The sequence below is a fragment of the Pseudomonas sp. CC11G genome (assembly GCF_056174845.1).
In genome coordinates this window covers 278,088-304,460 of the sequence record NZ_JBWBZC010000004.1, presented here as the reverse complement: position 1 = coordinate 304,460, position 26,373 = coordinate 278,088, and the positions used below count along the sequence as shown (strand labels likewise).

Below are 26,373 nucleotides of genomic sequence, written 5' to 3'. Positions count from 1 at the left end.
CGATAAGCAATTGCGAGGTCCGGCACAGGCTGGCGATGGCAGCGCAGGCGAAGGTTGAATTTGTGCAGCAGGTACGGAAAAAACCACGAAGGTGTCGCAGTTACTTAGCACACACTCCCGTCGTCCCCGCGCAGGCGGGGACCCAGAATCTCGCGTCGTACGAAAATAATCGTCCTGTCCAAAATTCTGGATTCCCGCCTGCGCGGGAATGACGGTAGAGGTTAAGAGTGACGGTGCATCAGGACGCGATGCTGCTCTGCTCCAGCAGCAGCTTCACAAAATGCTCCGCCGCCAAGGGCCGGCTGATCAGAAAGCCCTGAATCTCGTCGCACTGCTGGGCCTTGAGGAAGTCCATCTGCGCCTGGGTTTCCACCCCTTCGGCCACCACTTTCAGCTCCAGGCTATGGGCCATGGCGATAATCGCGCGGGTGATGGCGGCGTCTTCGCCGTTGGCCGACAGGTCGCGGATAAACGACTGGTCGATCTTCACGAAGTCCACCGGGAAACGCTTGAGGTAGCTCAGCGACGAATAGCCGGTGCCGAAATCGTCGATGGCCAGTTTCACGCCCATCTGCCGCAGCTGGTGGAAGGTGGTGATCACATTCTCGACGTTATCCAGCAGCTGGCTTTCGGTCAGTTCCAGCTCGAGGAAATGCGGCGCCAGGCCGGTTTCGTCGAGCACCTGGCGCACCAGACTGGTGAGGTTGCCCTGGCGCAGTTGGTGCACCGAGAGGTTCACCGACACGCGAATATCCGCCAGCCCCAGCAGTTGCCATTCACGCGCCTGACGGCAGGCTTGGCGCAGCACGAATTCGCCGATGGGCGCGATAAGGCCGGTTTCTTCGGCCAGGCCGATAAAGTCGCCCGGCGGCACCAGGCCCAGGTCCGGATGACGCCAGCGCACCAGCGCTTCGGCCGAGGCCAGGGTGTCGGTGGCCAGGCACAGTTTCGGTTGGTAGAACACTTCCAGCTGGTTCAGCTCAATGCCCTTGCGCAGCTGGTTTTCCAGTTGCAGGCGCTCCAACGTGCAAGCCTGCAAGTTGTCGGTGAAGAACTGGAACGTGTTACCACCCAGGTGTTTGGCGTGTTGCATGGCCATGTTCGCCTGGCTGATCAGCGCGCTCATTTCCCGCGCGTTGTCCGGCAGCAGGCTGATGCCGATGGAGGCGCTGACCACCAGTTCCTGGCCGCCCACGGTCATCGGCATGCGCAGCTTGGTCAGCAGCCGGCTGGCCAGGCGCGCGAGGTTGGACAGGCTGCCGTAGCTATCGAGGATCACCGCAAATTCATCGCCGGACAGCCGCGCCAGGGTGTCGGCCTCGGGCATCGACTGGGTCAGGCGCCGGCTCATCTGCCGCAGCAGCTGGTCGGCCACTTCATGGCCAAGGCTGTCGTTGAGCAGCTTGAAGCGGTCCAGGTCGATATGCAGCAGCGCCAGCGTGCGTTCGCCATTGCGCGCGCGTTGGCTGGCTTCGTGCAGCCGCGCCTTGAACAGCGTGCGGTTGGCCAGCCCGGTGAGTTCGTCGTAGTGCGACAGGTAACGCAGGCGCTCTTCGGCCTCGCGGCGCGACGACAGGTCGGCGAAGAAACCGACGATATGGCTGACCCGCCCGCGGGCATCACGCACCACGTTCAGTTGCAGCCATTGCGGGTAGAGCTCGCCGTTCTTGCGGGTTTCCACCAGCTCGCCCTGCCATTTGCCGGTGTGCTCCAGCTCCTGGCGGATGACTTCGTATTGGCGGCGCGTGTCGCGGCTGCCGATCATCCGCGCCACGGTCTGGCCGTGCACTTCCTCGGCGCTGTAGCCGGTCACGGCGCTGTAGGCTTGGTTGACGGCCAGCACCTTGTAGTCCGGGTCGAGAATGATGATGCCTTCGCTGGCGGCCTCGAACACGATGCCGGCCAGGCGCTGTTCTTCGTCACGCATTTTCCACGCGGTGATATCGCGGCGGGTGCCGAGCATGCGCGTGACCCGGCCGCTGGCATCGCGCTCCACGGCGCGGCCGCGGTCTTCAATCCACAGCCATTGGTTGTTGGCGTGGCGCACGCGGTATTCGATCTCGTAGCCGTCGGACAGGCCTTTCATATGCTCTACCAACGTGCGGCGCAACAGCGGTAGGTCTTCGGGATGCAGGCGCGGTTTGAGGTCGCGCAGCATCACGGTGACGGCTTCGGGGTCGAGGCCGAAAATTTCCTTCAGCCGTGAGTGATGCACCTCGTCACTGATCAGGTTCCAGTCCCACATGCCCAGCTCACTGGCTTCCAGGGCCAGGGCCAGGCGCGCTTCGCTTTTGCTCAGGGCATGGCTGGCGGCGTCGAGTTCCAGGGTGCGCTGAGCCACGCGCATTTCCAGGTCGTTATGGGCGTCACGCAGCTCGCGCTCGGCGCGGCGGCGCTGCTCGATCTCGCGGGCCAGCTCGCCATTCAAACCTTCGGCCTGGGATTTGGCGTGTTCCAGACGGCTGATCAGCGCCTGGTTATGGAAACGTTGCACCAGGCTGCGCTGCACCAGGCGGTTCACCTGCCAGGCCACCACCAGCAAGGCGCCAAACAGAATCAGGCCCAGCACGCCCCAGCCTTGTTGCATCGGCTCGCCAGCGAACAGCAGATACGCCACCGCGGGCACCAGGCAGGGCAAGGCGAAGGTCAGAAAGGCGGTAAGGCTGACGGCATAGGCGACACTGGCAGACAGAATCGCCGCGCTGATCAGGCCGAACATCAATACTTGCTGAAAGAAGGCATCCGGCGGCACCAGAGCGATGGCGCCAATGGCCAGGGCCACGCCCGAGCAGAACGCGCCGAGCAGAAACATCTGCCGCCAGATCGGTTTGGCCTGCCGCGAGGGCAAGGCGGCATTGAACGCAGCCACCTGAATCAGTCGCAGCACTGCCAGGCTCACCACGCCCACCAGCCAGCCGGCCAGCAGCAATCCGCCGCGCGGCTCCCATAACAGGTAAGCGCAGGCCAGGCCGCAGAGCAGCATGAAGAGCGTGGGAATGCGTGAGCCCTCGTACAACAGACGAGTGCGCTCCACAGCAATGTCGGTGGCAAACAGCTGGCGGATGTCTCGATCGGTCTCTGCCAAGGGCAGGTCGAGAGGACGCCTGGATTGAGCGGTCATAGGCCCTTTTCTTGTAATGGTTATGCCTAGTCGTGGCCGGAGCATACACAAGCCTTGGCCCATGCCCAAGGCTCAATATCGGCATTTTCAACCTGAATACCCCTTACTTTCGATAGGAGGACAGGCGTACGACTACAGACTTACCAGTCGTCGGTATTGGTACGGGTGTACAAATGGGACTTGCGGCGTTTGCCCTGACTACCCCAGCCCCCTAGAATGCCGCGATGCGCGACGATCTCTCCTTTCTGCTCAATTCCCTCAACGATGCTCAACGCCAGGCCGTAGCGGCCCCGCTGGGTCGTCAGTTGGTTCTGGCCGGCGCAGGTTCCGGCAAAACCCGAGTGCTGGTGCACCGTATCGCCTGGTTGATCCAGGTCGAAAACGCCTCGCCGCACTCCATTTTGTCGGTGACCTTCACCAACAAGGCCGCTGCCGAGATGCGCCATCGCATCGAGCAGTTGCTGGGGCTGAACCCGGCCGGCATGTGGGTGGGCACCTTCCACGGCCTGGCGCACCGTCTGTTGCGGGCGCACTGGCAGGAAGCCGGGCTGAGCCAGAGCTTCCAGATTCTGGACAGCGACGACCAGCAACGCCTGGTCAAACGCGTTATCCGCGAGCTGGGGCTGGACGAACAGCGCTGGCCGGCGCGCCAGGCGCAATGGTTTATCAACGGCCAGAAAGACGAAGGCCTGCGGCCCAAACACATTCAGCCCGGCGGCGATATGTTTCTGGCCACCATGCGCAGCATTTACGAGGCCTACGAAGCGGCCTGCCTGCGCGCCGGGGTTATCGACTTTTCCGAACTGCTGCTGCGCGCCCTCGACCTGTGGCGCGACCATCCCGGTTTGCTGGAGCACTACCAGCGCCGTTTCCGGCACATTCTGGTGGACGAGTTCCAGGACACCAACGCCGTGCAATACGCCTGGCTGCGCCTGCTCGGCAAAGGCGGCGACAGCCTTATGGTGGTGGGCGATGACGACCAGTCCATCTACGGCTGGCGCGGCGCCAAGATCGAAAACATTCACCAGTACTCCAGCGACTTCCCGGATGCGCAAACCATTCGCCTGGAGCAGAACTACCGCTCCACGGCGAGCATCCTCAAGGCCGCCAACGCGCTGATCGTCAACAACAGCGGGCGCCTGGGCAAAGAACTGTGGACCGACGGTGGCGAAGGCGACGCCATCAGCCTGTACGCCGCGTTCAATGAGCACGACGAAGCGCGCTACGTGGTGGAAACCATCGAAGACCAGCTGCGCAAAAACGGTCTGTTGCGCAGCGAAATCGCCATTTTGTACCGCTCCAACGCCCAGTCGCGGGTGCTCGAAGAAGCCCTGCTGCGCGAGAAGATTCCCTACCGCATCTACGGCGGCCAGCGCTTCTTCGAACGGGCCGAAATCAAGAACGCCATGGCCTACCTGCGCCTGCTCGAAGGCCGTGGCAACGACGCCGCACTGGAACGGGTGATCAACGTGCCAGCCCGTGGCATTGGCGAGAAAACCGTCGAAGCCATTCGCGACCATGCGCGCCACAGCGACCTGTCGATGTATGAAGCCCTGCGCCAGTTGGTCGTCAATAAAGGTGTGACCGGCCGCGCCGCCACCGCGCTGGGCGGGTTTATCGAGCTGATCGAAAACCTCGCCGCCAAAGTGATGGACATGCCCCTGCACCTGATGACCCAGACGGTGATCGAGCAGTCCGGGCTGATCACCTACCACAAGGAAGAAAAAGGCGAAAAAGGCCAGGCCCGGGTGGAAAACCTTGAGGAACTGGTGAGCGCCGCGCGCAACTTCGAGAACAACGAAGAAGACGACCAGACCCCGCTCGCCGCCTTCCTCGGCCACGCCTCGCTGGAAGCCGGCGACTCGCAAGCCGACGAACACGAAGACAGCGTGCAACTGATGACCCTGCACAGCGCCAAAGGTCTGGAATTCCCGCTGGTGTTTTTGGTGGGCATGGAAGAAGGCCTGTTCCCGCACAAGATGAGCCTGGAAGAACCCGGCCGCCTTGAAGAAGAACGCCGCCTGGCCTACGTGGGCATTACCCGCGCCATGCAGAACCTGGTGCTCACCTACGCCGAAACCCGCCGCCTGTATGGCAGCGAGACGTACAACAAAGTCTCGCGCTTCGTGCGCGAAGTACCGCCGGCGCTGATTCAGGAAGTGCGCCTGTCCAACAGCGTCAGCCGCCCGTATGGCAGCAGCAACAAGGGCGCCAACACCAGCAGCATGTTCGCCAACGCCGAAGTGCCGGACACCGAATTCCGGTTAGGCCAGGCGGTGAAACATGCGCTGTTTGGCGAGGGCGTGATCCTCAACTTCGAAGGTGCCGGCGCGCAGGCGCGGGTGCAGGTGAATTTTGCGGCTGAAGGCAGCAAGTGGTTGATGATGGGGTACGCGAAGTTGGAGCCACTCTAAGAGTGGCTCGTAGGTTGGGTTGAGCATCGCGAAGCCCAACAGAATGGAATCGCAACGTTGGGCTTCGCCTGCGGCTCAACCCAACCTACGCAAGGAATCGCCGTGCGCTTCACTCCTTTGTTGGCTTTGCTCACCTCTTTTCTAATCCCCCTCACAGCCGTCGCCGGCTGGTTCGGCAAAGACGCGCCGCCCCTCTCGGTCGAACGTAAAGTCAGCCAGAAACGCGACTGGAACACCGGCATGCTGCGCGACGAGGTGACCTTCACCCTGCGTATGAATGGCCGCGTGCTCAGCGATGACAAACTCGGCAAGGCCTTTGGCGCCAACGGCAGTGATGCCGCCATCTGGGACGCCCTCAGCACCGGGCCCAATGAGGCATTGGTGGTCTACGGCAACGATGGCAGCTATAGGTTGGCCAAATTGCAGGTGGATGACGACAAGCTGCGCAGCCAGCTGCTGCTTAAAGACCTGACGCAAAACTGGTTTACCGATGCGCGCCTGCCGGGCTGGGTGTCGGTGCAGCAGGAACACAACCTGCACCTGGTGCAGCTCAATCCGTTGCGGGTGGTGGATGTCGGCGCCGGCGTATTGCTGGATGTGCGCGGCGATCTCGCCCTGCTGGCTGAAGAAGGTTTTCGCGGCCCAACCTCGACCCTTCACGCGGTCAGCATCAGCCAGGGCAAACAGGTGGCCGAGTTGCCGCTGCCCAAGGCCTGCTTTGTGCTGCCGAGCTTCGAGTTCACCCACCCATTGGTGTACGCGACTATCGAGAAGTCCACGCTGGAAACCCTGCGCTTTCAGGATGGCCCGACCTGGTTCGACGCCAACTTTGCGCTGATCAACGGCGCCACCCCGCAGCTACGTCTGAAGGCCACGCAACAGCTGCCGCGGCCGGCGCTGGAGCGTTGGTATGTGGGTTTGCGTGAACGGGATCTGGGCCGCCAGCCGCGCGCGCCGGAAGATATCGGCTACACCGAAAGCCCGACGTTCGATGACAGCCAGGACACGATCGACGCCGAGCCCGCCGCCTGCCCCGGCCTTAATCTCAACCCGCGACTAGGCGCCGGCAAAGAACCGTACCCGATGCAGACGGTGATGGCCGAAGACCTTTGTCTGGATGAAACCCTGCCCGGTATCACCGCCGCCATGCGCCAGCAACGCTGCGTATTGCCGGCCACCACGCGGGTGCTTACCCGTGGCGCGCAGTGGCAGCTTGAAGAACTGCGCTTTGCCTACCGCCCGCAAGAAGGCGGCGCGCCGGTCGAGCAGTTGGTTTATCAGCTACGCGAAGGCAACACGGTGCACCGCGCCATCGCCGGGCAATACGGTGAAGACCTGCGCCTGCGTGAAGTGCTGCCCATCGGCGAGGGCGACGCCCTGATCAAGGCGCGCGGCGAAGGCGCCTACGAGCTGCTTCGGCTGTATTCCGATGCCGCCGGCAAACGGCGTCTGGACTACCTGGAAACCGTGGCCTACCCCGCCCACCCGTTCGATAACAGCAAACCGGGCTGGGTGTACCTGCGCAGTGCCGGTTACCTGATCAAGACCCAACCGTTCGGCTTCGAGCGTGTTGGCAAAGGCCTGCTGGATGTGCGCGGCAATGAGCTGCTGCGCCAGTACCAGAACGACGACACCCAGGGCCTGGTGCTGATCAGCACGCCGTTTGAACCGGAGCCGCAGCAAGGCGGGGTGGACAACGACGCGCCGCTCTATCAATTGAGCGGCGACTGCCGGCTGGACGACGACCCGTACTGGGAGTTCGCCGTGCCGCCGATCAACGCCACGCTAGCGGAGTCGGCCGCCTGGTTTAGCCGTAACTTCGATTACACGAACGGCAAGCCGGGCAGCATTGTCCTACGTAAAGATCATCAGTTGCGCGTTAAGCCTGGCTGCAGTCCTGACAGCCATTAAGCGTCAGGGCATAAATCCGGAAACATTCTGCCGCTGGTCTTCACAGGGCGCCCTGTGCAACATGGCGCGCGTTGATCCTTATTGAGAGAGTTGCGAAATGAAGCGTTTCATCAGCCTGGCCATGATGCTCTGCGTCGCGTTGACGCTCAGCCTCGACGCCAATGCAAAGCGCATGGGCGGCGGTAAATCCTTCGGCTCCGCGCCTACCCACCAAACCCGTCAAGCCACCCCGCCAGCCGGCCAAGCCGCTGCACCGGGTAAAGCTGCACCTGCCGCTGCTGCTGCGGGCGGCGCCTCGCGCTGGTTGGGCCCGTTGGCTGGCCTGGCCGCCGGCGGTCTGCTGGCCTCGATGTTTATGGGCGGTGGTTTCCAGGGCATGCAAATGTTCGACTTCCTGATCATCGGCCTGATCGCCTTTGTGATCTTCCGGTTTATCGCCGCACGTCGCCGCCAGCAGAACACTGCACAGCCGGCGAGCGTGGGTGGTTATGCACCGATGCAGCGCGACCTGCCGCCAAACCAGACAGTTATTCCGCCAGCCAATACCATCTTTGGCAGCAGCAGCGCGGCGGCACCTGTCGCCCCGGTGATCAATGCACCGAGCTGGTTCAATGAGCAGCGTTTTGTCGAAGCCGGCAAAGAGCACTTTATGGCCCTGCAACAGCATTGGGACTCCGCGGAAATGGACAAGATTGCCGAGTTCGTCACCCCGCAAATGCTCAGCTTCCTGAAAACCGAACGTGCCGATCTGGGCGACGGTTTCCAGTCCACCTACGTGGAAGACCTGCACGCGCAGCTCGACGGTATCGACGAATTGGCCGACAAAACCGTGGCCACCCTGACCTTCAGCGGCATCGTCAAAACCTCGCGTTTCGACCAGGGCGAAGCCTTCAGCGAAAGCTGGCGCATGGAGCGCGCCAATGGCGACAACGCGCCATGGCTGGTGGCGGGCATCCGTCAGAACTAAGCCCGTTCGCCGTACAAAAAACCCGGAGCTTGCTCCGGGTTTTTTATTGCCTCCAGGCTTTCTTCAGCGCAGCCAGGGCGATGGCAATTTCCGCCTCGTTCACCCCGGCAAATCCCAGCACCAGCCCCGCGCGGTCATCAGCACTGCCAGGTGAATCTGCCAGCCAGTAATCGCTCAAGGCATTGAGCTCCACGCCCACGGCGGCGGCCTTTTCCACCAACTCCAGCTCCCGCGCGCGACTGGCCACCCGCACGCTCAGATGCAGGCCGGCGTCCACGGACGGCAATGGCTGGCAGCCGGCTACATCGCTTGGCCAGCCTTTGAGCAAAGCGTCACGGCGTGCCTGAGCGGCGCGGCGCATGCGACGGATATGGCGCTGAAAATGGCCGGCGGCAATAAACTCGGCCATCACCGCCTGGGTGCCGATTTCCGAATGGCGCACCCCCAGCGCACGCACCTGACTAAAGGCAGCAGTCAGCGCAGGTGGGACGACTAAATAACCCAAGCGCAAACCGGGAAAGGCGATCTTGGAAAAGGTGCCGACATACAACACCCGGCCATGCTGATCCAACGCGGCCAGCGGCGACAACGGCGTACCGCGATACCGGTACTCGCCGTCGTAATCGTCCTCGACAATCCATGCCTGCTCCCGCGCCGCCCATTCCAGAAGCTGCAAACGCCGGGGCAGAGACAGCGTCACGCCGGTCGGGTATTGGTGCGAAGGAGTGACATACGCCAGGCGACAATCCTTGAGCCCGGCCAGCTCACGGCTATCAAAACCGTCCTCATCCACCGCCACGCCATGCAACCGCGCACCAGCCAGCGCAAACGCCTTACCGGCCGCACGGTAGCCGGGGTTTTCCACCGCCACGCTGTCGCCGACATTCACCAGCATTTGCGCGCATAAGCTGATGGCCTGCTGCGCGCCACTGGTGATGATCACCTGCGCCGGGTCGCAGACCAGCCCGCGGCTATTGCGCAGGTAAGCGGCGATCAGCTCGCGCAATTGCGGGTCGCCGGCGGCGTTGCCGTAACCCAGGCTGGCCATCGGCGGGCGACGCCAGAAATTAGCCTGCAAACGCGCCCAGGTTTCGAAGGGGAACAGGTCAAAGGCTGGAATACCAACGCGAAAGGCGCGCGGAGCGTCCAGGCGCGGCTCGGGCAGATGTTCGGTCTGCAGGCGCTGAAGCAGATTGCTTTGCGGTGCGCTGGCGGGGGTTTCGACAGGCTTTTTTGCCGCCTTGCCCCGGCCCTTGGTGGCCAACTCCGCCACATAGGTGCCATCGCCAATCCGCCCTTGCAGATAGCCTTCGGCATACAGCTGGTCATAGGCGCGCACCACGGTATTGCGCGACACGCCCAAGGCTTCAGCCAGATCGCGGGTTGCCGGCATGCGCACCAGGCTGCCGAGCTGGCCGCCGAGAATCCGCTCGCGCAAGGCCTGATAAAGCTGGCGGGACAAGCCTTGCTTGCGGTCCAGCTGGATGCCGGAGGGGTCGAACGGCAACGGTGTGGGCGGCATGGCGGCGCTCCCAAGGAAAGGCTCCGAGATTAAATTGGCCCTATGAAAATAGCCATAAATGGCTCTTACAACAGACCAATACCTCCCCTAGCATCGGTCCATCTGTTGGAGAGCCACCATGTACACGCCCGCCGCATTCCGCGAAGAAGACCTGCCCACCCTGCACGCGCAGATGGTGCAAACACCCCTGGCCATTCTGATTAGCCACAACGAAAACGGCATGCAAGCCAGCCATCTGCCCTTGCTTCTGGTGCCCGGCGCCGGCCGCTTCGGCACCCTGAAAGGCCACTTCGCCAAAGCCAACCCGCAGTGGAAAAGCTTTCAGGCAGGCAGCGAGGTGCTGGTGATTTTCCCCGGCGAGCAGGCCTATATCAGCCCCGGTTACTACCCGAGCAAAGCCGAACACGGCAAAGCGGTACCCACCTGGAACTACATCGCTATACACGCGTACGGCCGCGCCGAAACCTTTGATGACCCGCAGCGCCTGCGCGCGTTGCTCAGCGAACTGACCGCACACCACGAACAAGGCCGCGCCCAGCCCTGGACCCTCGACGAAGCCCCGCCGGCCTATATCGACAGCATGCTGCGCGCCATCGTCGGCTTCGAACTGCCCATCGAGCGGCTCGAAGGCAAATGGAAGCTGGGCCAGAACCGCGACAAAACCGATTACGACAGCGTGCGCGAGAACCTCGCCGGCAGCGGCCTGACCAACGAGGCCGAACTGGCCGCACGCATGCCACCCCACGGCGCCAAGTAAAGGAGAACACCATGAGCACCTTGAGCATCCGCGCCATAACCGCCGCCGACCACGCCGCCTGGCTGCCGCTGTGGCTGGGCTACCAGCGCTTCTATAAAGCCGTGATCAGCGACGAGACCAGCGCCATCACCTGGCAGCGTTTTCTCGACGGCAGCGAACCCATAAACGCCGCGCTGGCCTGGCAAGGCGACAAGGCCGTGGGCCTGGTGCATTTTATTTACCACCGCTCCACCTGGACGGTCGGCAACTACTGCTACCTGCAAGACCTGTATGTGGACGAAGGCATTCGCGGCGGTGGCATCGGCCGCCAATTGATCGAACACGTGTACCAGCAAGCCAAGGCCGCCGGCGCCTCACGCGTGCATTGGCTGACCCACGAAACCAATACCGATGCCATGCACCTATACGACAAGGTCGCCGACCGCTCGGGCTTCGTGCAGTACCGCAAACTCTTTTCCTAATATCGCCAGGAACCGCCCCATGAGCCTGACCCCGCACCTGAACTGGACACCCGTCGCCGCTCCCACCCGCGACACCCTGCAAGGCCGCACCGTACGCCTGGAAGCCCTCGACCCGGCACGCCATGGCGATGATTTGTGGCAGGCATTGCAAGGCCCCGACTCCGACCCGCTGCTGTGGGATTACCTGCCATACGGCCCGTTCACCGAGCGCGCCGCCTTCGATACCTGGCTGACCAACAATGCCGCCAGCAAAGACCCACTGTTTTTCGCCGTGGTGGAACAAGTCAGCGGCCAGGTGCAAGGCCTGCTCAGCTACCTGACCATCGCCCCGGTGCACGGCAGCATCGAGATTGGCCATATCTGCTACGGCCGCGTGATGCAGCGCAGCGTGCAGGCCACCGAAGTGATTTACCTGCTGGCCAAGCACGCCTTCGACAACGGTTACCGTCGCCTGGAATGGAAGTGCAACAACGGTAACGCCCGCTCCAAGCGCGCCGCCGAACGTTTCGGGTTTAGCTACGAAGGCCTGTTCCGCCAGCACATGGTGATCAAGGACCGTAACCGCGACACCGCCTGGTTCTCGATCATCGACAGCGAATGGCCAGAGATTGCCAAGGGCTACGAGCGTTGGCTGGCTGTGGATAACTTTGATGCACAAGGGCAGCAGCTCAGCGATTTGAAGGCGTTGCGCGAGGTCTAGTGCCGGCGACGACTCTTTTCCCCTGAGAGATTCTGGATCCCCGCCTGCGCGGGGATGACGGAGTTCTTTGCACCCCACTCCGTCATTCCCGCGAAGGCGGGAATCCAGACTTGGGCAGGAGACATAGTTTTCCTGCCAACAACGACCGATGCTGAAAAACCATTGCACAGCTTTAGTGCAATTCGGCATAGACGGACTGGCCAATCTTCGAATCGCTGCTAACTTCATCCGAGCGCGCCGGCACTGTGATCCCACCGGCAGGCGGCGAATTAGAGAGCTCAGGAAGGATTCGGAGAATGTCAGTTAGCCATCAATTATCCCTGTATGTACGGGCCGGCCTGGCCGCTGCGGTGCTGGCCAGCGTGGCCGCGTGCGCGAATATCGACGCGCGCACCACTGAGTACGTCGGCGCGGCCCATGCCGCCCCCACCAACCCGGCCAACGTAGAAGTGCTGCGCAGCGAACCCACGCGCCCGCATGTGCGCCTGGGCGAAGTGGTACTTGAAGCCAGCACCGAACCGGCGCCACCGGTCACCGATATCGAGCAGAAGCTTAAAGACGAAGCAGCGAAAATCGGCGGCGACGCCGTGGTGGTGGTCTACGACAAGATTCAACCCGTGGCGGCCGTGGTCAACGGCCCGCTGTGGAACCGCGATATCGAGGCCATCGAAGGCCGGCGTTTGAAAGGCATCGTCATTCACTACCAGTAAATCAACACATCGGAACGTCTGGGCTGTGTCGTACAGCGTTACCTAACGGAAGAGGTACGCCATGCAGTATTCGATTTATGCGCCGTTGCTGCGCCGCTTTTCTATCGTCGCCTTGGCCACGTGCCCCCTGCTTGCCCAGGCCGACAATGCCCGCGATTGGCAGAACACGCCCATCGATATGAACTTCATCTTCGGCTACTGGAACAAGATGGATTCCAACACCCCCATCGACGGCGCCTTTCCGGTCGATGGCCTGTCGCTGGACGCCAATATCTACATTCTGCGTCTGGCCCGCAGCTTTGATTTCGGCGGCAAGAACGCCGCCTTCCAGTTGCTGATTCCATATGCCGACGGCGATGCAAAGCTAGATAACTCAGTGTTTTTCACCGACGACAAACACGGCAGCGGCATGGGCGATGTTACGGCCGTGTTCGCCAGCAATATCTTTGGTGGCCCGGCGGTGACCAAAGAAGAATTCGCCACCTGGCAGCCGGAAACATTCCTTTCATACGCCCTGTATGTCACCGCGCCGACCGGGGATTACGACAAGAAACAAGTGATCAATATCGGCGCCAATCGCTGGTCGGTAAAACCCGAGCTGGCGTTCGGTACGCCGTTCGGCCCGACCTGGCTGGAGCTCAACGCCTACGTGTCGTTCTACACCGACAACGAGGACTACATCGGCAGCAACAAACTCGAACAGCGCCCGCTCGGCACCATCGAGGGCCACTACAGCTACACCATCAACCGCGCCCTGTGGGTATCGCTCGACGGCACCTACGCCAAGGGCGGCGAAACCAAGGTGAACGGCAGCGCGCAAGACAACGAGCAGGAAAACAAAACTGTCGGCGCGAGCCTGGGCTTTATGTTGTCGCCCAACTTTGGCGGGCTGGTGGCGTACACCGACAGCTACGAACCCCAGAGCGATGCGGCCGATACCAATATCTGGACTGTTCGCCTGCAGTACGTCTGGTAATGGCTGCCTTGATCCAGCGCTGCACCGTGCTCGCGCTGTTGTGCAGCGCGGCAGCCAATGCCGACGACAACCTGCCGGCCCTCGGCGCCGCCGCACCTACCGGCAAGGCCGATGCCGAGACCTGCCAGCGTCTGCAACAGAACTTCGACATCGACCTGAAAGAGGTGGTGAAGGCCGGCTGCAATCCATCGACCGCGCAAATCGCCAAACTCATGGACAACCCGGTGGGCAACCTGGTGATGCTCGCCAACCAGTTCGACTACACCGCCCTCAAAGGGCCGAACAGTAACGGCACGCGCTACCTGGGCAAATACAGTTTTATGCCGACCTTTCCGATTTCCATCGGCGAAGACTGGAACCTGATCAACCGCATTCCCCTCACCTATATCAGCGCCCCGATTAACCGCGATGCCGGTGAACTGGTCGGCCACAGCGCCGGCGAAATTCTTAGCAACCCGGACTTTCCCGGCGTGGTGCAAGACCCCTTCGACCGCACCAGCGGCTTTGGCGACCTGACCTACGTAGGGGTGTTCTCGCCCAAGCAGCCGATCCACTTCGACGGCGGCGGCAAGCTGGTGTGGGGCGTGGGCCCGACGGCGATGTTCCCCACCGCCGACGAAGACGTGCTGGGCACCGGCAAATACTCGCTGGGCCCGGCGTTCGTGGCCGCCTACCTGGGGCCGGACTGGACCCTGGGCATCTTCCCGCAGCACTGGTGGTCGGTGGGCGGCGATGGCGACCGCAAAGACGTCAGCCTGACCAACATTCAGTACTTCATCGAAAAAGTAATCCCCGGCCCCGAGCAGTGGCGCGTGGGCATGACGCCGAATATCACCGTGAACTGGGAAGCCAAGAGCGGCAACAAGGTGACCTTCCCCATCGGCATTGGCGCCGGGCGCATTTTCAACTTCGGCAAATTGCCGGTGCGGTTTACCGGCGAGGTGCAGTACGCGGTGATTCACCCCGACGACCAGATCAGCAGCCGCTGGAATTTCCGTCTGAATATCACCCCGGTGATTCCAACCTTTATGTTTTAGCCGCGCGGCAACAAGGAGCACAGCATGACCGTACGCAACGACATCCTCGCCCTGCAGACCGCCATCGCCGAAAGCGTGCTGGGCCAGGAAGCGGTGATTCGCCAGGTGCTGCTGGGCCTGTTGGCCAACGGCCACCTGCTGCTGGAAAGCCTGCCGGGGCTGGCCAAAACCCGCACGGTAAAAGCCCTGGCCAAGCACCTGGCCACAAAGATGAGCCGTATCCAGTTCACCCCCGACCTGCTGCCCTCGGACATCACCGGCGCCGAGGTGTTGCACCAGGTGGAGGGCAAAAACGAGATCCGCTTTCAGCCGGGCCCGCTGTTCGGCAATTTGATTCTCGCCGACGAAATCAACCGCGCCCCGGCCAAGGTGCAGGCCGCGTTGCTCGAAGCGATGGAAGAACGGCAAATCACCGTGGCCGGCACCAGCCACCCGATGCCGCCGTTGTTCTGCGTGCTGGCCACGCAAAACCCGATAGAGCAGGAAGGCACCTACCCACTGCCTGAAGCGCAGATGGACCGTTTTCTGATGAAGATTACGCTCGACTACCCGCAACCTGCCGACGAAAGCCAGGTGCTGCGCCTGCTGCGCGAAGAGGAACAAGCCGGCGGCGGCCATGGCGGTGACAAGCCCACGTTTACCCTCGATGAAGGGGCGATTTTCGCCGCGCGCAAAGAGGTCGCCGGCATTCATGTGGCGCCGGCCATCGATACCTATCTCATCGACCTGATCAACGCCACCCGCCACCCCGCCGACTACGACGCCGACCTCGGCCGCTGGCTGGCCATCGGCGCCAGTCCGCGTGGCGGCATCAGCCTCGACCGCGTGGCGCGGGCGCATGCCTGGCTGAACGGGCAGGAGTTTGTCAGCCCCGACGATGTGCGCGCCGTGCTGCACCCGGTGCTGCGTCACCGCCTGCAACTGAGCTACGACGCCGTGGCCGATGGCATCAGCGCCGATCAGGTGCTGGACCGTCTGCTCGACCGCGTGGCCATTCCGGCCTAGCTGCCATGAACGCGCCCCGCGTGGAAATCGACGGCCTGGTGTACACCGGCCTCGCGCAACTGATGGCCCTGGAGTTTCAGGCGCAGGGCTTGAGCTTTGCCGCCCGCCAGCCACGCGCCAGCATTCTGGCTGGCGCCCATGCTTCGCGCCTGCGCGGTCGCGGGCTGAATTTTGACGAGCTGCGCCGCTACCAACCGGGCGATGACCTGCGCCACCTCGACTGGCGCGCCTCCTTGCGCACCGGCAAACCGGTGGTGCGCAGCTACACCGAAGAGCGCGACCGCCCGGCGCTGATCGTGGTGGACCAGCGCATGGCGATGTTTTTCGGCTCGGCGCGCAGCTTCAAATCCGTCACCGCCGCCGAGCTGGGCGCGTTGGCCGCGTGGATGGCCTTTCATGCCGGCGACCGGGTCGGCGGGCTGGTATTCAACGACCAGCGTATCGAGGCCATCGCCCCGCTGCGCAGCCGCGCGCGCTTGCAGCAACTGTTTGCCAGCATCGCCCGGCAGAACCAGGCGCTGCATGCACAAAGCCCCGATGCCGAAGGTGAAGACCAGCTCGACCAGGTGCTGCAACGCTGCCTGCAAGTGGCCGGCCACGACCACCTGATTTGCATCGTCAGCGACTTCGCCGGCGCCGGCCCGCGCACCCTGCAACTGCTGCGCGAGCTGTCGGCGCATAACGACGTGGTGGCCATGCAGGTCATCGACCCGCTGGCCCTCAAGCTGCCGGGCACCGGCCGCGTGTTGGTCACCCAGGGCAAGTTGCAGGTGGAGTTGGCCGTGGAGCGCAAACAGGTGCGCCAGCCCTTGAGCAGTTTTCTCGCCGGCCGTTTGCACGAGGTGGCCGACCTGCTGCGCCGCAGCCAGGTGCCGTTGATGTTGTTCAGCACCGGCGAAGAGGCCCTGCCGCAACTGCGCCGCGAACTAGGCCGTGAACTGGGCAGCACCGTGCAATGAGCGACCGCCCGGATATCAGCCAGCTGAAAGAAATCGCCTTGCCCGCACCGGTCAGCTATATGCCGCAAACCTGGGGCTGGTTGGTGTTGCTGGCGGCGCTGGTCATCGCCGTGCTGGCGTTCGCCGCCTGGCGTTATTGGCGCTGGCGGCGCGACCGTTATCGCCGCGAAGCGTTGCTGCGCCTGGCCGAGCTGGAACAGGCCTACGCCGCCAATAGCGAGGCGCTGCGCGACTTGCCGGAATTGCTTAAACGCGTGGCGCTTTCGATGCCGGGCGATGTAACAGCGGCCAGCCTCGGCGGCGAGCAGTGGCAGCGCTTTCTGCAAGACCGCAGCCGCGAACAACTGCCAGCCGACTTTGCCCGGCAACTGGCGCAGTTGGCCTACGCGCCGCCGGCGCAGCTGCAGGCCCTGGCCAGCGCACGCGGCGCGGCGCTGCTGGCGCAAACGCGGCGCTGGGTGGAGACACACCATGTGGCAGCTTGATTACCCCTGGTTGCTGCTGTTGCTGCCGCTGCCGTGGTTGGGCTACCGCTGGCTGCGACCTTATCGCGAGGGGCGCACGGCGCTGCGCGTGCCGTTTTTTGCCGCCATGAGCCGCGCCGTCGGCCAGGTGCCCAGCGCGGCCGCCAGCCGCGACAGCCGCTGGCAACTGCTGCTCAATTTGCTGGTGTGGGCCTTGGTGTTGGTGGCGGCGGCGCGCCCGGTGTGGGTGGAGCCGCCGCTTACGCGCACCGAGCCGGTCCGCGATCTGATGCTGGCGGTGGATATTTCCCAGTCCATGGAAACCACCGACCTCACCAACGCCGCCGGCCAGCGCAGCGACCGGCTGAGCGTGGTGAAAGAAGTGGTGCGCGGCTTTATTGCCCAGCGCAAAGACGATCGCCTGGGCCTGATCGTGTTCGGCACCGGGGCCTTTGCCCAAGCACCGCTGACCCGCGACCACAGCAGCCTGAATATCCTGCTCGATGAAGTGGGCATCGGCATGGCCGGGCCCAATACCGCGATTGGCGATGCCATCGGGATGACCATCAAGCTGTTGGACAAGGCCCAGGAAACCGACAAGGTGCTGATTCTGCTCACCGACGGCAACGACACCAGCAGCGCCATTCCACCGGACCATGCGGCACAGATGGCCGCGGCCAAAGGCATCGTGATTCACACCATCGGCATTGGTGACCCAACGGCCGAGGGCGAAGCCAAGGTGGACCTCACCGCCCTGCAACGTATCGCCAGCACCACCGGCGGCCAGTTCTTCCAGGCCGGCGACCGCGCGGCGCTGGAGCAGGTGTACGCCACCCTCGACCGCCTGACCCCGCACGACGTGAAAAAACTCAGCCACCAGCCCAAGCGCGATTTTTTCTGGCTGCCGCTGGGCGCCGCCTTGTTGCTGATGCTGGCGTATCACCTGCTGACGTTGCTGGTCTCGCGGCTGCGGTTTGAGCCCGCACCCAAGAAGCAGGAGGGCTGATGGACATCGACCTGGCTGCCTTCCATTTTCTGCGGCCGCTGTGGCTGTTGCTGATCGCGGCCGGCATCGCGCTGGTTTTGGTCTGGCGGCATAACCAGGACCTGATCAAACGCCTGGGCACCAGCATCGCCCCGCACCTGCTGCGCCATCTGCTGATTGCCCCCACCGAGCAGCAGCGCTGGCGACCGGTGCACCTGGTGGCGGCAATGTTGGTACTCGGCGGCATTGCCGCTGCCGGGCCGACCTGGCAGCAAGACCGCCCAGCCTTTGTGGAAAACCGCGCGCCGCTGATTCTGGCGTTGGACCTGTCGCCATCGATGGACGCCAGCGATATTTCCCCCACGCGCCTGCAAGCGGCCAAGCACAAGCTGCACGACCTGATTCAACGCCGCGCCGGCGCACGCACGGGGCTGGTGGCCTACGCCGGCAGCGCCCACCTGGTGTTGCCGCCGACCGATGATGCCGACCTGCTGGATGGCTTTCTTCAGGCGTTATCCACAGGCCTGATCGAGCGCCAGGGCAAGGATGCGATTGGCGCCATCGAGCAGGCCAAACGGCTGCTTAACAATGGCGAAGAGTCGCAACCGGGCACGTTGGTGTTGGTCACCGATGGCGCCGATAGCCAGCAGTTCGCCGACCTGCCCAAGCACCTCGACGGCAGCGACCTGCAAGTGCTGGTACTCGCCGTCGGCAATGCCGATGGCGGCATGGTGCGCGATGGCAGCGGCCAGCCGGTGATCGACAGCAACGGCCGCCCGGTACTCGGCAGCTTCGATCAAGCCGCCCTCAAACAATTGGCCGATGCAGCGGACGCGCCGCTGGGCAGCCTGACCCTGAACAACGACGACCTCGACTGGATAGAACTGCACGCGCAAAAACACTTTCAGGACGCCAACGACGCCCAGCAGGACGTGCACTGGAAAGACGCCGGTTACTGGCTGACCTGGCCGCTGGCGCTGCTGGCTTTGCTGGCTATTCGTCGCGGCTGGAGCCTGCACTGGACCGCCGCCGTGTTGCTGGCCAGCGGCTTGGCGATCAACCCGGCGCCCGCCCAGGCCGGGGTGATCATGGACGCGTTTTTCACCCCCGATCAACAAGGCCGCTGGGCCTTCGAGCACGACCATATGCCCGAGGCCGCCGCCGCGTTTCACGATCCGTATTGGCAAGGCATCGCCGCGTATAAAGGCTCGGACTACGACCTGGCGTTGGCCAGCTTCGCCCGGCTGAACACCGCCCCGGCGTATTTTTACCTGGGCAATATCTACACCCGCCGCTTCAAGTTCGCCCAGGCCATCGCCGCGTATACCCAGGCGCTAAAACTGCAACCGCAATTCCCCGAAGCCACCTTCAACCTGGCCTTGGCCATCGCCCTGCAAAAGGACTACGACGACGCGGCGGAAAAAGCCCCGGATGTAAAACCGGACGAAACCAAAGTGGACAACCAGCACCCGGCCGGCAAAGGCAAAAACGTGGTGGTGGAAAAGGCCGCTTCCGACGAGCTGTGGCTGCAGAACCTCAGCACCTCGCCGGCCAAGTTTCTCAAGCAGAAATTCAGCCTGCAGGATGCGGCAGCCAACTCGCCAGCCAAGCAGGTGCAGCCATGAAGCGCATGTTGCTGGTGGTGGGTTTTCTGCCGTGGCTGGCGTGGGCCGATGCCCCGCAGTTGCAAGTGGAAGCGCAGCTGGAGCCGGCCGGGCAGGTGATGGTGGGGAGCACCGTGCGCCTGGAGGTCACCGTATTTACCGACGCCTGGTTCACCAGCGCGCCGCAGTTGGAACCACTGCAATTGCCCGGCGCTCTGGTGCAGGCGCCTGGCGGCGAGGCGGAGAAATACAACAAGGAACAGAACGGCAAAACCCTGTTCGGCCTGCGCTATGCCTACCTGATCACCCCCAACCAGGCCCAGGTATTTGCCATTCCGGCGTTGGCCGTCACCGCTACACCGGGGCAAGCCACGGCGCCTATCACCGTGCATAGCCTGCCGTTGAATTTCACGGCCCAGTTGCCGCCCGGGTTCGCCGCCGGCGAGCCGGTGCTGGTGGCCAACGCCCTGCGTTTTAGTCAGCGCATCAGCCTACCCGAAGGCGAATTGAAGGTTGGCGACAGCGTGGTGCGCGAGCTGACCCTGGAAGCCGATGGCGCCCAAGCCATGCAACTGCCGACACCTGCGCAGAAGGCGGTCGACGGGTTGTCCGCCTTCCCCGCTGCACCGCGTATCGAGCCCATCAGCGATGGCCGAGGCGGCTTCACCGGCGGGCGGCGGATCGACAGCATCAGCTACCGCGTGGACCAGAGCGGCAGCTTCACACTGCCAGCCATTGAGCTGAGTTGGTGGGATAACAGCAGCCAGCAAAAGCGCAGCGTCAGCGTGCCGGCCGTCGACTTCAAAGCCAGCGCCAACGCCAGTTACAAGGCACCGTTTTCCATCACCGCCGACCTCGCCACATTGGGCCAGAACCGCCGCCTGCACCTGACTGGCTATTGGTTGGTGGCCATCGCCGCTGTGCTGATGTTGTTACTGATTTATACCGGCCGCCCCTGGTGGCGCCGTGTTCGCGCGGCGTGGCAAAGCCTGCGTGAATCGCGCCGTTTGGCTTGGCTGGCCAGTGCCGACTACGCCTGGCAACAGGTTCCCGGCCAGCTCCAGCATCAGCCGCCGCAGCTCACAGCGCTGTACCAGTGGCTGCGCCGCTCGGCAGGTTTTCGCACATTTGTGCAAGTTCCCCTCCCACCGGCAAAACGGCTGCTAGGCTTGCTCAACCAACGCTATGCCAAAGAGGGCCAAGGTGCCTCTATTTGGCCAGTATCGGAGCCGTTGCTCCCCGAACTGCACGACGCGCTGAAGCCTGCAGCAAGGCCTTCGGCCCATGCACTTAAAGCCTTGAATCCACGTCACGCAAAGGACCGCCCATGACTCGATTTAACCGCCCCGTTTCGCTGCTGCACTGGCTCTGGTTGGTGGCCTTGCTGCCGGCCTTGGCGCAGGCCGCCGACCCGCTGCCGGCGTGGAACGATGGCCCCTCCAAACAGGCCATCACTACCTTCGTGCAGGCGGTTACCGAAGAAGGCGGCAAAGACTTTGTGCCGCCGGCAGAGCGCATTGCCGTGTTCGATAACGACGGCACTCTGTGGAGCGAACAACCCGCGTATTTCGAGCTGTTGTTTTCCTTTGATGAATTCAAACGCCTGGCGCCCGAGCACCCGGAATGGAAAAAAGACCCGGCGCTAAACGCCCTGCTCACGGGCGATAAAAAAGCCTTCGAAGCCACCGGTATGCAAGGCCTGCTCAAGGTGGTGGGGGTGACCCACTCCGGCATCACCACCGAACAATTCGAGGCCAATGCCCGCGCCTGGCTGGCCAAGGCCAAACACCCGAAAACCCAGAAGCCGTACACCGAAATGGTGTTCCAGCCGATGCTCGAGCTGCTCGCTTACCTGCGCGCCAATGGCTTTAAAACCTACATCGTGTCCGGCGGCGAAGTGGCCTTTATGCGCACCTTCGCCGAAGAGGTCTACGGCATTCCGCCGGAGCAGGTGATCGGCACCACGTTTGTCACCCAGTACCAGTACAACGACGGCAAACCGGTGATTCTGCGCCAGCCAAAGCTGGGCCATAACGACGACGGTCCCGGCAAACCGGAGAGCATCGACTCCATCATCGGCCGCCGGCCCATCCTGGCCTTTGGCAATTCCGACGGTGACCAGCAAATGCTCCAGTGGACGGCAGCGGGCAAGGGCAAACGGCTGATGGGCCTGGTGCACCACACCGACGCCACCCGCGAATGGGCCTACGACCACCCTTCACAAATCGGCCAGCTGGACAAAGCACTGACCCAAGCCATCGCCGAAAAATGGACGGTGGTGGACATGAGCAAAGAGTGGAAAAGGGTGTACCCCTTTGAAGCACCGTAACCGAAGTTAAGCGAAAAAACGCAGCACCCGAAGGTAGTCGAACGTCACGGTCCGCCCCAAACGCAGGCCGCTACAACGGAAGTATTCGGAGTAATCAGTTGGCCGCCTGCCGGCGGTTTATGGATGAAATGGAGGCAAGACAATGACGCGCGTACGCAAATGGCTCCCGAGGTTGGCGTTGACCGCCGCCGCGGTGATGGGGCTCTCGGCAACCGCCGGCGCCGCTGACAAACCCAACATCCTGGTGATATTCGGCGACGATATCGGCCAGACCAATATCAGCGCCTATTCCTTCGGCGTGGTCGGCTATAAAACGCCGAACATCGACCGCATTGCCAAGGAAGGCATGATGTTCACCGACTACTACGCCGAGAACAGTTGCACGGCGGGGCGTTCGACGTTTATTACCGGGCAGGCAACGCTGCGTACCGGGTTATCCAAGGTAGGCGTGCCCGGTGCTCCGGTAGGCTTGCAGGCACGTGACATCACCATCGCCCAGGCGCTCAAAAGCCAGGGCTATGCCACCGGCCAGTTTGGTAAAAACCACTTGGGTGACCGCGACGAATACCTGCCAACGGCCCACGGCTTCGACGAATTTTTCGGCAACCTGTACCACCTCAATGCCGAAGAAGAACCGGAGCGTGCCTACTGGCCAAAAGACGAACCGGACTTCGTCAAAGCCGCATCGCCACGCGGGGTTATCCACAGCTTTGCCGACGGCAAGATTGAGGACACTGGCCCGCTGACCAAAAAACGCATGGAAACCATCGACGACGAAACCACCGCCGCCGCCCAGGAATTCATCAAGAAACAAGTCGCGGCCGACAAGCCGTTCTTCGTCTGGATGAATACCACCCGCATGCACCTCTACACCCACATCCGTGACTCGATGAAGGGCCAGAGCGGCATGCCAGGCAACGATTACGCCGACGGCATGGTCGAGCACGACGGCGATGTGGGCAAACTGCTCAACACCCTCGACGAGCTGAAAATAACCGACAACACCATCGTGCTGTACACCACCGACAACGGCCCGAACCAGTTCTCCTGGCCAGACGCGGCGACCACGCCGTTCCGCAACGAGAAGAACTCCAACTGGGAAGGCGCCTTCCGGGTGCCGGCGATGATTCGTTGGCCGGGCAAGATCAAGCCGGGTGAAGTCTCCAACGAAATGTTCTCGGGTCTGGACTGGTTTCCCACCCTGTTGGCAGCAGTCGGCGATCCCGACGTGAAGGAAAAACTGCTTAAAGGCTGGGCACCGACCACCGGTGGCAAGAGCTTCAAAGTGCACCTGGACGGCTACAACCAACTGCCCTACATCACCGGGCAAAAACCAGAGAGCGAGCGTAAGGAGTTTTACTACTTCAACGACGACGGCGTTCTGGTTTCGATGCGCTACAAAAACTGGAAAGCGGTGTTCTGCGAACAACGTGCGCCAGGTGGTTTCAAGGTGTGGAGCGAACCTTTCGTTTGCCTGCGGGTGCCGAAAATCTTCAACCTGCGCATGGACCCCTACGAACGTGCAGATGTGGTGTCTGACCAGTACTACGACTGGACCACGCAGAACGTTTACCTGACCGAAATCGCGGTAATGAAGTCGGCCGCCTTCCTGCAAACCTTCGTGGCCTACCCGCCTAGCCAGAAACCGGCGAGCTTCAGTGTCGATCAGGTTCGGTCAGCGGTAGACGCGCAGATCGAAGCAGAAATGAAGAAAAACGCACCGGCTAAACCGTAGCCGCTAACCGTTGCTCGTCAGGTGGCGAGCAACCTGTTTTACTTCGGAACCGGCCCTCGCGCCGGTTTCGTTCTGTTTACGCTTTTATCCGCACCCGCCATTGAACAAGGACCGCTTCACAATGCCGTCTGCGAGCCGTTCGAAGTCCTCTGCTCACGCCTCTAGCGTCACTCCTGTTGCGGCCAATCCGGCCCTGCTTATTTGCGCCTTGCTGCTGTTGTTTCCGGCGGCGCGGCCCTGATTTACCAAGTGCTGTGGATAAAACAACTGTCGTTGGTGGTCGGCGTCGAGGTGTACGCCATCACCACCGGTGTCAGCGCGTTTTTCGCTGGTTTGGCTTTTGGCGGCCTGGCTTTTGGCCGCCTGGCCGATCGCCTGGCGCGGCCCGTGATGCTTTACGCCGGCCTGGAACTGGTGGTCGCCGTACTCGGCATTGCCGCCACCTATGGCCTGGGCAATGCCGCCGGTTTGTTTGCCCGCCTGGAAGCGCAGGTCGGCCTGCTGGCCTGGTTGCTGCCCTTCGCCCTGGTGGGCATTCCGGCCTTTTTGATGGGCGGCACCTTGCCCGTGCTGATGCGCGCCATTGGCCCGGCGACCGGCCAGCTCGCCAGCGCCGGCGGCCGCCTGTATGCCGCCAATACCGCCGGCGCCATTGCCGGCACACTGCTCACTGCCTTTGTATTAATTCCCTGGCTCGGCGTGCGCGGTACCGCGTTCGCCGCCGCCTCGCTCAACCTGCTCGCCGCCCTGGGTGCCTTGTGGCAACACCGTGGCCAACGCCTGACGCCCGCCACGCCGATGCTCGAGCGCAACCCGCGCAGCAACGCCGCACGGCTGGCATTGGTGCTGTACACCGTCGCCGGCGGTGTGGCGCTGGGCTACGAAGTGCTGTGGTCGCAAGCCATCGTGCAATTTATGAGCACCCGCACCTTTGCCTTCTCGGTGATGCTCGCCACGTATCTCTTCGGCCTAGTGCTCGGCAGCGCCTTGTACGCCCGGCGCGCCGATACGCTGCGCGACCCGTGGGGCCTGTTCGGGCTATTGATCGCCGGCGCCGGCCTGCTGGCCCTGCTGGAAATCGCCGGCCTCGGCCGCTGGCTGGTGGACGCGCAAAGCCATGTGGAAGCCTGGATGCTGATCGCCACCGGCAATGAACTGGCCGGCATGTGCGCACGCTTTCTGGTCGCGGCACTAACCATCGTCTTTTTGCCCACCACCCTACTCGGCGCCGCCTTCCCCCTGGCCCTGCGCCTGGCCGTGGACAGCCGCCATGTGGGCCGTGATGTCGGCGCCATCGTGGCGTTGAACACCCTCGGTGGCATCGTCGGCGTGATGCTCTGCGGCTTTGTGCTGATCCCGTTTCTCGGCCTGGTGCATAGCCTCGGTTTGCTGGCGGTGCTCGCCGGTTTGATCGGCCTGATCGCCGTGAGCTTTGGCGAGCGGGTGACCCACCGGTTGCGCAATGTCGTAACAGTCGTCGCGCTGGCCTCGGTCGCCGTCGGCCTCTTCACCCCGCCACAAACCCTGGCAGAACTCCTGCCCGGCGCCCAGAAAGGCACCCTGGCTTTTTATGAAGAAGGCAGCGGCGGCACAGTGGCCGTGGTCACCCAGGGCAACCCGCAACAACGCTTCAACCGCCTGTATATCCAGGGCGTATCCAACACCGGCGATGCCATGCCGTCGCTGCGCTATATGCGCCTGCAAGCGCTGCTGCCGCTACTTATCCACAGCGGCGAACCGCACTCAGCGCTGGTGATTGGCTTTGGCACCGGCATCACCGCCGGCGCCCTGCTGCAATACCCCGGCCTGCAAACCCGCGTGGTCGCCGAACTGCTACCAGCAGTGGTGAGTGCCGCTTCCCTGTTCAAAGGCAACTTCAACGCCGGCAGCGACCCGCGCCTGGACATCCGCCTGCGCGACGGTCGCCGCGAACTGCTGCGCAATGCCGACACCTACGACCTGATTACCCTCGAACCGCCACCACCGTCGGCGGCCGGCGTGGTGAACCTGTATTCACGCGACTTCTACCAACTGGCCGCCAGCCGACTGAACAGCAACGGCATCGTCGCCCAATGGCTGCCGCTGCCCACCCAAACCCTCGATGAAAGCCGCGCCCTGGTACGCGCCTTCCTCGACGTCTTCCCCCACGCCTCGCTGTGGACCACCGAGTTCCACGAAATGCTCTTGGTGGGCTCGCAACAGCCAATGCCGCTGGACGCCACCCGCATCGCCCAACGCTTCGAACAACCCGACGTGGTAAGCGCCCTGCGCCAAGTCGGCATCGCCAACCCGGCAGCGCTGCTCGGCACCTGGGTAACCGACCGCGCCGGCCTGGAAAGCTTCGCCGGCGACGTCCGCGCCGTAACCGACGACTACCCCCGCATCGAATACGCCCCCTGGGTAAAAGCCGATGAAATCACCCGCACGTTGCCCGCCCTCCTCGGCAAAACCACCCGGCCGCCGTTGGTGAATGCTAATGACGCGCTGATCAACGCGGTGACCGATCAGCAGGAACGGCTGCAGAGTTTTTATGGGGCGGGGTTGTTGGCTTATCAGGGAAAACGGCAGGAGTGGGAACAGGCGGTGCGCGGGGTGATGCAGCGGGATAGCGGGAATCCGTATTACCGGTGGTTTTTGGGGGTTGGGCTATAAGCCATCGCATAGAAACGGAGCTGGGCTGCGGAGAATCGATAATGGAGTTCCTGCTCCGTATTCA

19 protein-coding genes and 1 pseudogene are annotated in these 26,373 nt (G+C 62.9%); 18 read left to right on the top strand and 2 right to left on the bottom strand.

The genetic code is table 11. The features are described from left to right. Nucleotides 1–238 precede the first annotated feature (238 nt). The gene (locus AC0V2S_RS07690) at nucleotides 239–3,121 is read right to left on the bottom strand and encodes an EAL domain-containing protein (RefSeq protein WP_475509234.1); all 2,883 of its coding nucleotides are present in this window, start codon (nucleotides 3,119–3,121) and stop codon (nucleotides 239–241) included. Nucleotides 3,122–3,345: 224 nt separating this feature from the next. Between AC0V2S_RS07690 and uvrD the strand changes: the two genes are divergently transcribed. The 3 genes from uvrD to AC0V2S_RS07675 all read left to right on the top strand — a co-directional run bounded on the left by uvrD (nucleotide 3,346) and on the right by AC0V2S_RS07675 (nucleotide 8,413). Continuing rightward, the gene (gene uvrD, locus AC0V2S_RS07685; RefSeq protein ID WP_475509233.1) at nucleotides 3,346–5,535 is read left to right on the top strand and encodes a DNA helicase II; all 2,190 of its coding nucleotides are present in this window, start codon (nucleotides 3,346–3,348) and stop codon (nucleotides 5,533–5,535) included. A gap of 102 nt (nucleotides 5,536–5,637) precedes the next feature. Then, nucleotides 5,638–7,446: a hypothetical protein gene (locus AC0V2S_RS07680; RefSeq protein WP_475509232.1), complete on the top strand. Its 1,809-nt coding sequence runs from the start codon at nucleotides 5,638–5,640 to the stop codon at nucleotides 7,444–7,446. Nucleotides 7,447–7,543: 97 nt separating this feature from the next. Continuing rightward, complete coding sequence (locus AC0V2S_RS07675) at nucleotides 7,544–8,413, top strand: Tim44 domain-containing protein (protein WP_475509231.1); 870 nt, start codon at nucleotides 7,544–7,546, stop codon at nucleotides 8,411–8,413. 43 nt (nucleotides 8,414–8,456) lie between these two features. On the opposite strand, the gene pdxR is transcribed toward AC0V2S_RS07675, so the two are convergent. Next, a complete protein-coding gene (gene pdxR / locus AC0V2S_RS07670) occupies nucleotides 8,457–9,935 on the bottom strand; it encodes a MocR-like pyridoxine biosynthesis transcription factor PdxR (RefSeq protein ID WP_475509230.1) in 1,479 nt (492 codons plus the stop codon). 118 nt (nucleotides 9,936–10,053) lie between these two features. Here pdxR and AC0V2S_RS07665 point away from each other — a divergent pair, with 118 nt between their 5' ends. The 15 genes and pseudogenes from AC0V2S_RS07665 to AC0V2S_RS07595 all read left to right on the top strand — a co-directional run bounded on the left by AC0V2S_RS07665 (nucleotide 10,054) and on the right by AC0V2S_RS07595 (nucleotide 26,309). Next, nucleotides 10,054–10,692 (top strand): FMN-binding negative transcriptional regulator, encoded by a 639-nt coding sequence (locus AC0V2S_RS07665; RefSeq protein ID WP_475509229.1) that lies wholly within the window; start codon nucleotides 10,054–10,056, stop codon nucleotides 10,690–10,692. An 11-nt stretch (nucleotides 10,693–10,703) separates the two neighbouring features. Next, on the top strand, nucleotides 10,704–11,153 hold the full coding sequence (locus AC0V2S_RS07660) for a GNAT family N-acetyltransferase (RefSeq protein WP_475509228.1): 450 nt from the start codon (nucleotides 10,704–10,706) through the stop codon (nucleotides 11,151–11,153). A 25-nt stretch (nucleotides 11,154–11,178) separates the two neighbouring features. Then, entirely contained in the window at nucleotides 11,179–11,853 is a 675-nt protein-coding gene (locus tag AC0V2S_RS07655) for a GNAT family N-acetyltransferase (RefSeq protein WP_475509334.1), read from the top strand. A gap of 296 nt (nucleotides 11,854–12,149) precedes the next feature. After that, complete coding sequence (locus tag AC0V2S_RS07650) at nucleotides 12,150–12,563, top strand: hypothetical protein (RefSeq protein ID WP_475509227.1); 414 nt, start codon at nucleotides 12,150–12,152, stop codon at nucleotides 12,561–12,563. A 61-nt stretch (nucleotides 12,564–12,624) separates the two neighbouring features. Continuing rightward, nucleotides 12,625–13,539: a transporter gene (locus tag AC0V2S_RS07645; protein ID WP_475509226.1), complete on the top strand. Its 915-nt coding sequence runs from the start codon at nucleotides 12,625–12,627 to the stop codon at nucleotides 13,537–13,539. Next, on the top strand, nucleotides 13,539–14,576 hold the full coding sequence (locus tag AC0V2S_RS07640; protein WP_475509225.1) for a transporter family protein: 1,038 nt from the start codon (nucleotides 13,539–13,541) through the stop codon (nucleotides 14,574–14,576). Before AC0V2S_RS07645 ends, AC0V2S_RS07640 begins: the two co-directional genes overlap by 1 nt. Nucleotides 14,577–14,600: 24 nt before the next feature. Continuing rightward, nucleotides 14,601–15,581 (top strand): AAA family ATPase, encoded by a 981-nt coding sequence (locus tag AC0V2S_RS07635; RefSeq protein ID WP_475509224.1) that lies wholly within the window; start codon nucleotides 14,601–14,603, stop codon nucleotides 15,579–15,581. A gap of 5 nt (nucleotides 15,582–15,586) precedes the next feature. Next, nucleotides 15,587–16,540, top strand: a complete 954-nt coding sequence (locus AC0V2S_RS07630) for a DUF58 domain-containing protein (protein WP_475509223.1) — start codon at nucleotides 15,587–15,589, stop codon at nucleotides 16,538–16,540. After that, complete coding sequence (locus tag AC0V2S_RS07625; protein WP_475509222.1) at nucleotides 16,537–17,025, top strand: DUF4381 domain-containing protein; 489 nt, start codon at nucleotides 16,537–16,539, stop codon at nucleotides 17,023–17,025. Before AC0V2S_RS07630 ends, AC0V2S_RS07625 begins: the two co-directional genes overlap by 4 nt. Further along, nucleotides 17,012–18,010, top strand: coding sequence for a vWA domain-containing protein (locus tag AC0V2S_RS07620; RefSeq protein ID WP_475509221.1), 999 nt, complete (start codon nucleotides 17,012–17,014; stop codon nucleotides 18,008–18,010). Before AC0V2S_RS07625 ends, AC0V2S_RS07620 begins: the two co-directional genes overlap by 14 nt. Continuing rightward, nucleotides 18,010–19,614, top strand: coding sequence for a VWA domain-containing protein (locus AC0V2S_RS07615; protein WP_475509220.1), 1,605 nt, complete (start codon nucleotides 18,010–18,012; stop codon nucleotides 19,612–19,614). The genes AC0V2S_RS07620 and AC0V2S_RS07615 overlap by 1 nt, the downstream gene beginning before the upstream one ends. Next, nucleotides 19,611–20,924: a BatD family protein gene (locus tag AC0V2S_RS07610; protein WP_475509219.1), complete on the top strand. Its 1,314-nt coding sequence runs from the start codon at nucleotides 19,611–19,613 to the stop codon at nucleotides 20,922–20,924. The genes AC0V2S_RS07615 and AC0V2S_RS07610 overlap by 4 nt, the downstream gene beginning before the upstream one ends. Further along, nucleotides 20,921–21,922: an HAD family hydrolase gene (locus AC0V2S_RS07605; RefSeq protein WP_475509218.1), complete on the top strand. Its 1,002-nt coding sequence runs from the start codon at nucleotides 20,921–20,923 to the stop codon at nucleotides 21,920–21,922. The genes AC0V2S_RS07610 and AC0V2S_RS07605 overlap by 4 nt, the downstream gene beginning before the upstream one ends. Before the next feature lie 142 nt (nucleotides 21,923–22,064). After that, nucleotides 22,065–23,657, top strand: coding sequence for an arylsulfatase (locus AC0V2S_RS07600; RefSeq protein WP_475509217.1), 1,593 nt, complete (start codon nucleotides 22,065–22,067; stop codon nucleotides 23,655–23,657). A gap of 121 nt (nucleotides 23,658–23,778) precedes the next feature. Continuing rightward, nucleotides 23,779–26,309 (top strand): annotated as a pseudogene (locus AC0V2S_RS07595) (spermidine synthase). Nucleotides 26,310–26,373: the final 64 nt, after the last annotated feature.

Bases quoted from the DNA above. Each gene is read 5' to 3' on its own strand.
- AC0V2S_RS07645 (WP_475509226.1), top strand. From the start codon at position 12,625: ATGCAGTATTCGATTTATGCGCCGTTGCTGCGCCGCTTTTCTATCGTC.
- AC0V2S_RS07650 (WP_475509227.1), top strand. From the start codon at position 12,150: ATGTCAGTTAGCCATCAATTATCCCTGTATGTACGGGCCGGCCTGGCC.
- AC0V2S_RS07610 (WP_475509219.1), top strand. From the start codon at position 19,611: ATGAAGCGCATGTTGCTGGTGGTGGGTTTTCTGCCGTGGCTGGCGTGG.
- AC0V2S_RS07625 (WP_475509222.1), top strand. From the start codon at position 16,537: ATGAGCGACCGCCCGGATATCAGCCAGCTGAAAGAAATCGCCTTGCCC.
- AC0V2S_RS07690 (WP_475509234.1), bottom strand. From the start codon at position 3,121: ATGACCGCTCAATCCAGGCGTCCTCTCGACCTGCCCTTGGCAGAGACC.
- AC0V2S_RS07600 (WP_475509217.1), top strand. From the start codon at position 22,065: ATGACGCGCGTACGCAAATGGCTCCCGAGGTTGGCGTTGACCGCCGCC.
- AC0V2S_RS07635 (WP_475509224.1), top strand. From the start codon at position 14,601: ATGACCGTACGCAACGACATCCTCGCCCTGCAGACCGCCATCGCCGAA.
- pdxR (WP_475509230.1), bottom strand. From the start codon at position 9,935: ATGCCGCCCACACCGTTGCCGTTCGACCCCTCCGGCATCCAGCTGGAC.
- AC0V2S_RS07605 (WP_475509218.1), top strand. From the start codon at position 20,921: ATGACTCGATTTAACCGCCCCGTTTCGCTGCTGCACTGGCTCTGGTTG.
- AC0V2S_RS07675 (WP_475509231.1), top strand. From the start codon at position 7,544: ATGAAGCGTTTCATCAGCCTGGCCATGATGCTCTGCGTCGCGTTGACG.
- AC0V2S_RS07630 (WP_475509223.1), top strand. From the start codon at position 15,587: ATGAACGCGCCCCGCGTGGAAATCGACGGCCTGGTGTACACCGGCCTC.
- AC0V2S_RS07620 (WP_475509221.1), top strand. From the start codon at position 17,012: ATGTGGCAGCTTGATTACCCCTGGTTGCTGCTGTTGCTGCCGCTGCCG.
- uvrD (WP_475509233.1), top strand. From the start codon at position 3,346: ATGCGCGACGATCTCTCCTTTCTGCTCAATTCCCTCAACGATGCTCAA.
- AC0V2S_RS07665 (WP_475509229.1), top strand. From the start codon at position 10,054: ATGTACACGCCCGCCGCATTCCGCGAAGAAGACCTGCCCACCCTGCAC.
- AC0V2S_RS07615 (WP_475509220.1), top strand. From the start codon at position 18,010: ATGGACATCGACCTGGCTGCCTTCCATTTTCTGCGGCCGCTGTGGCTG.
- AC0V2S_RS07660 (WP_475509228.1), top strand. From the start codon at position 10,704: ATGAGCACCTTGAGCATCCGCGCCATAACCGCCGCCGACCACGCCGCC.
- AC0V2S_RS07640 (WP_475509225.1), top strand. From the start codon at position 13,539: ATGGCTGCCTTGATCCAGCGCTGCACCGTGCTCGCGCTGTTGTGCAGC.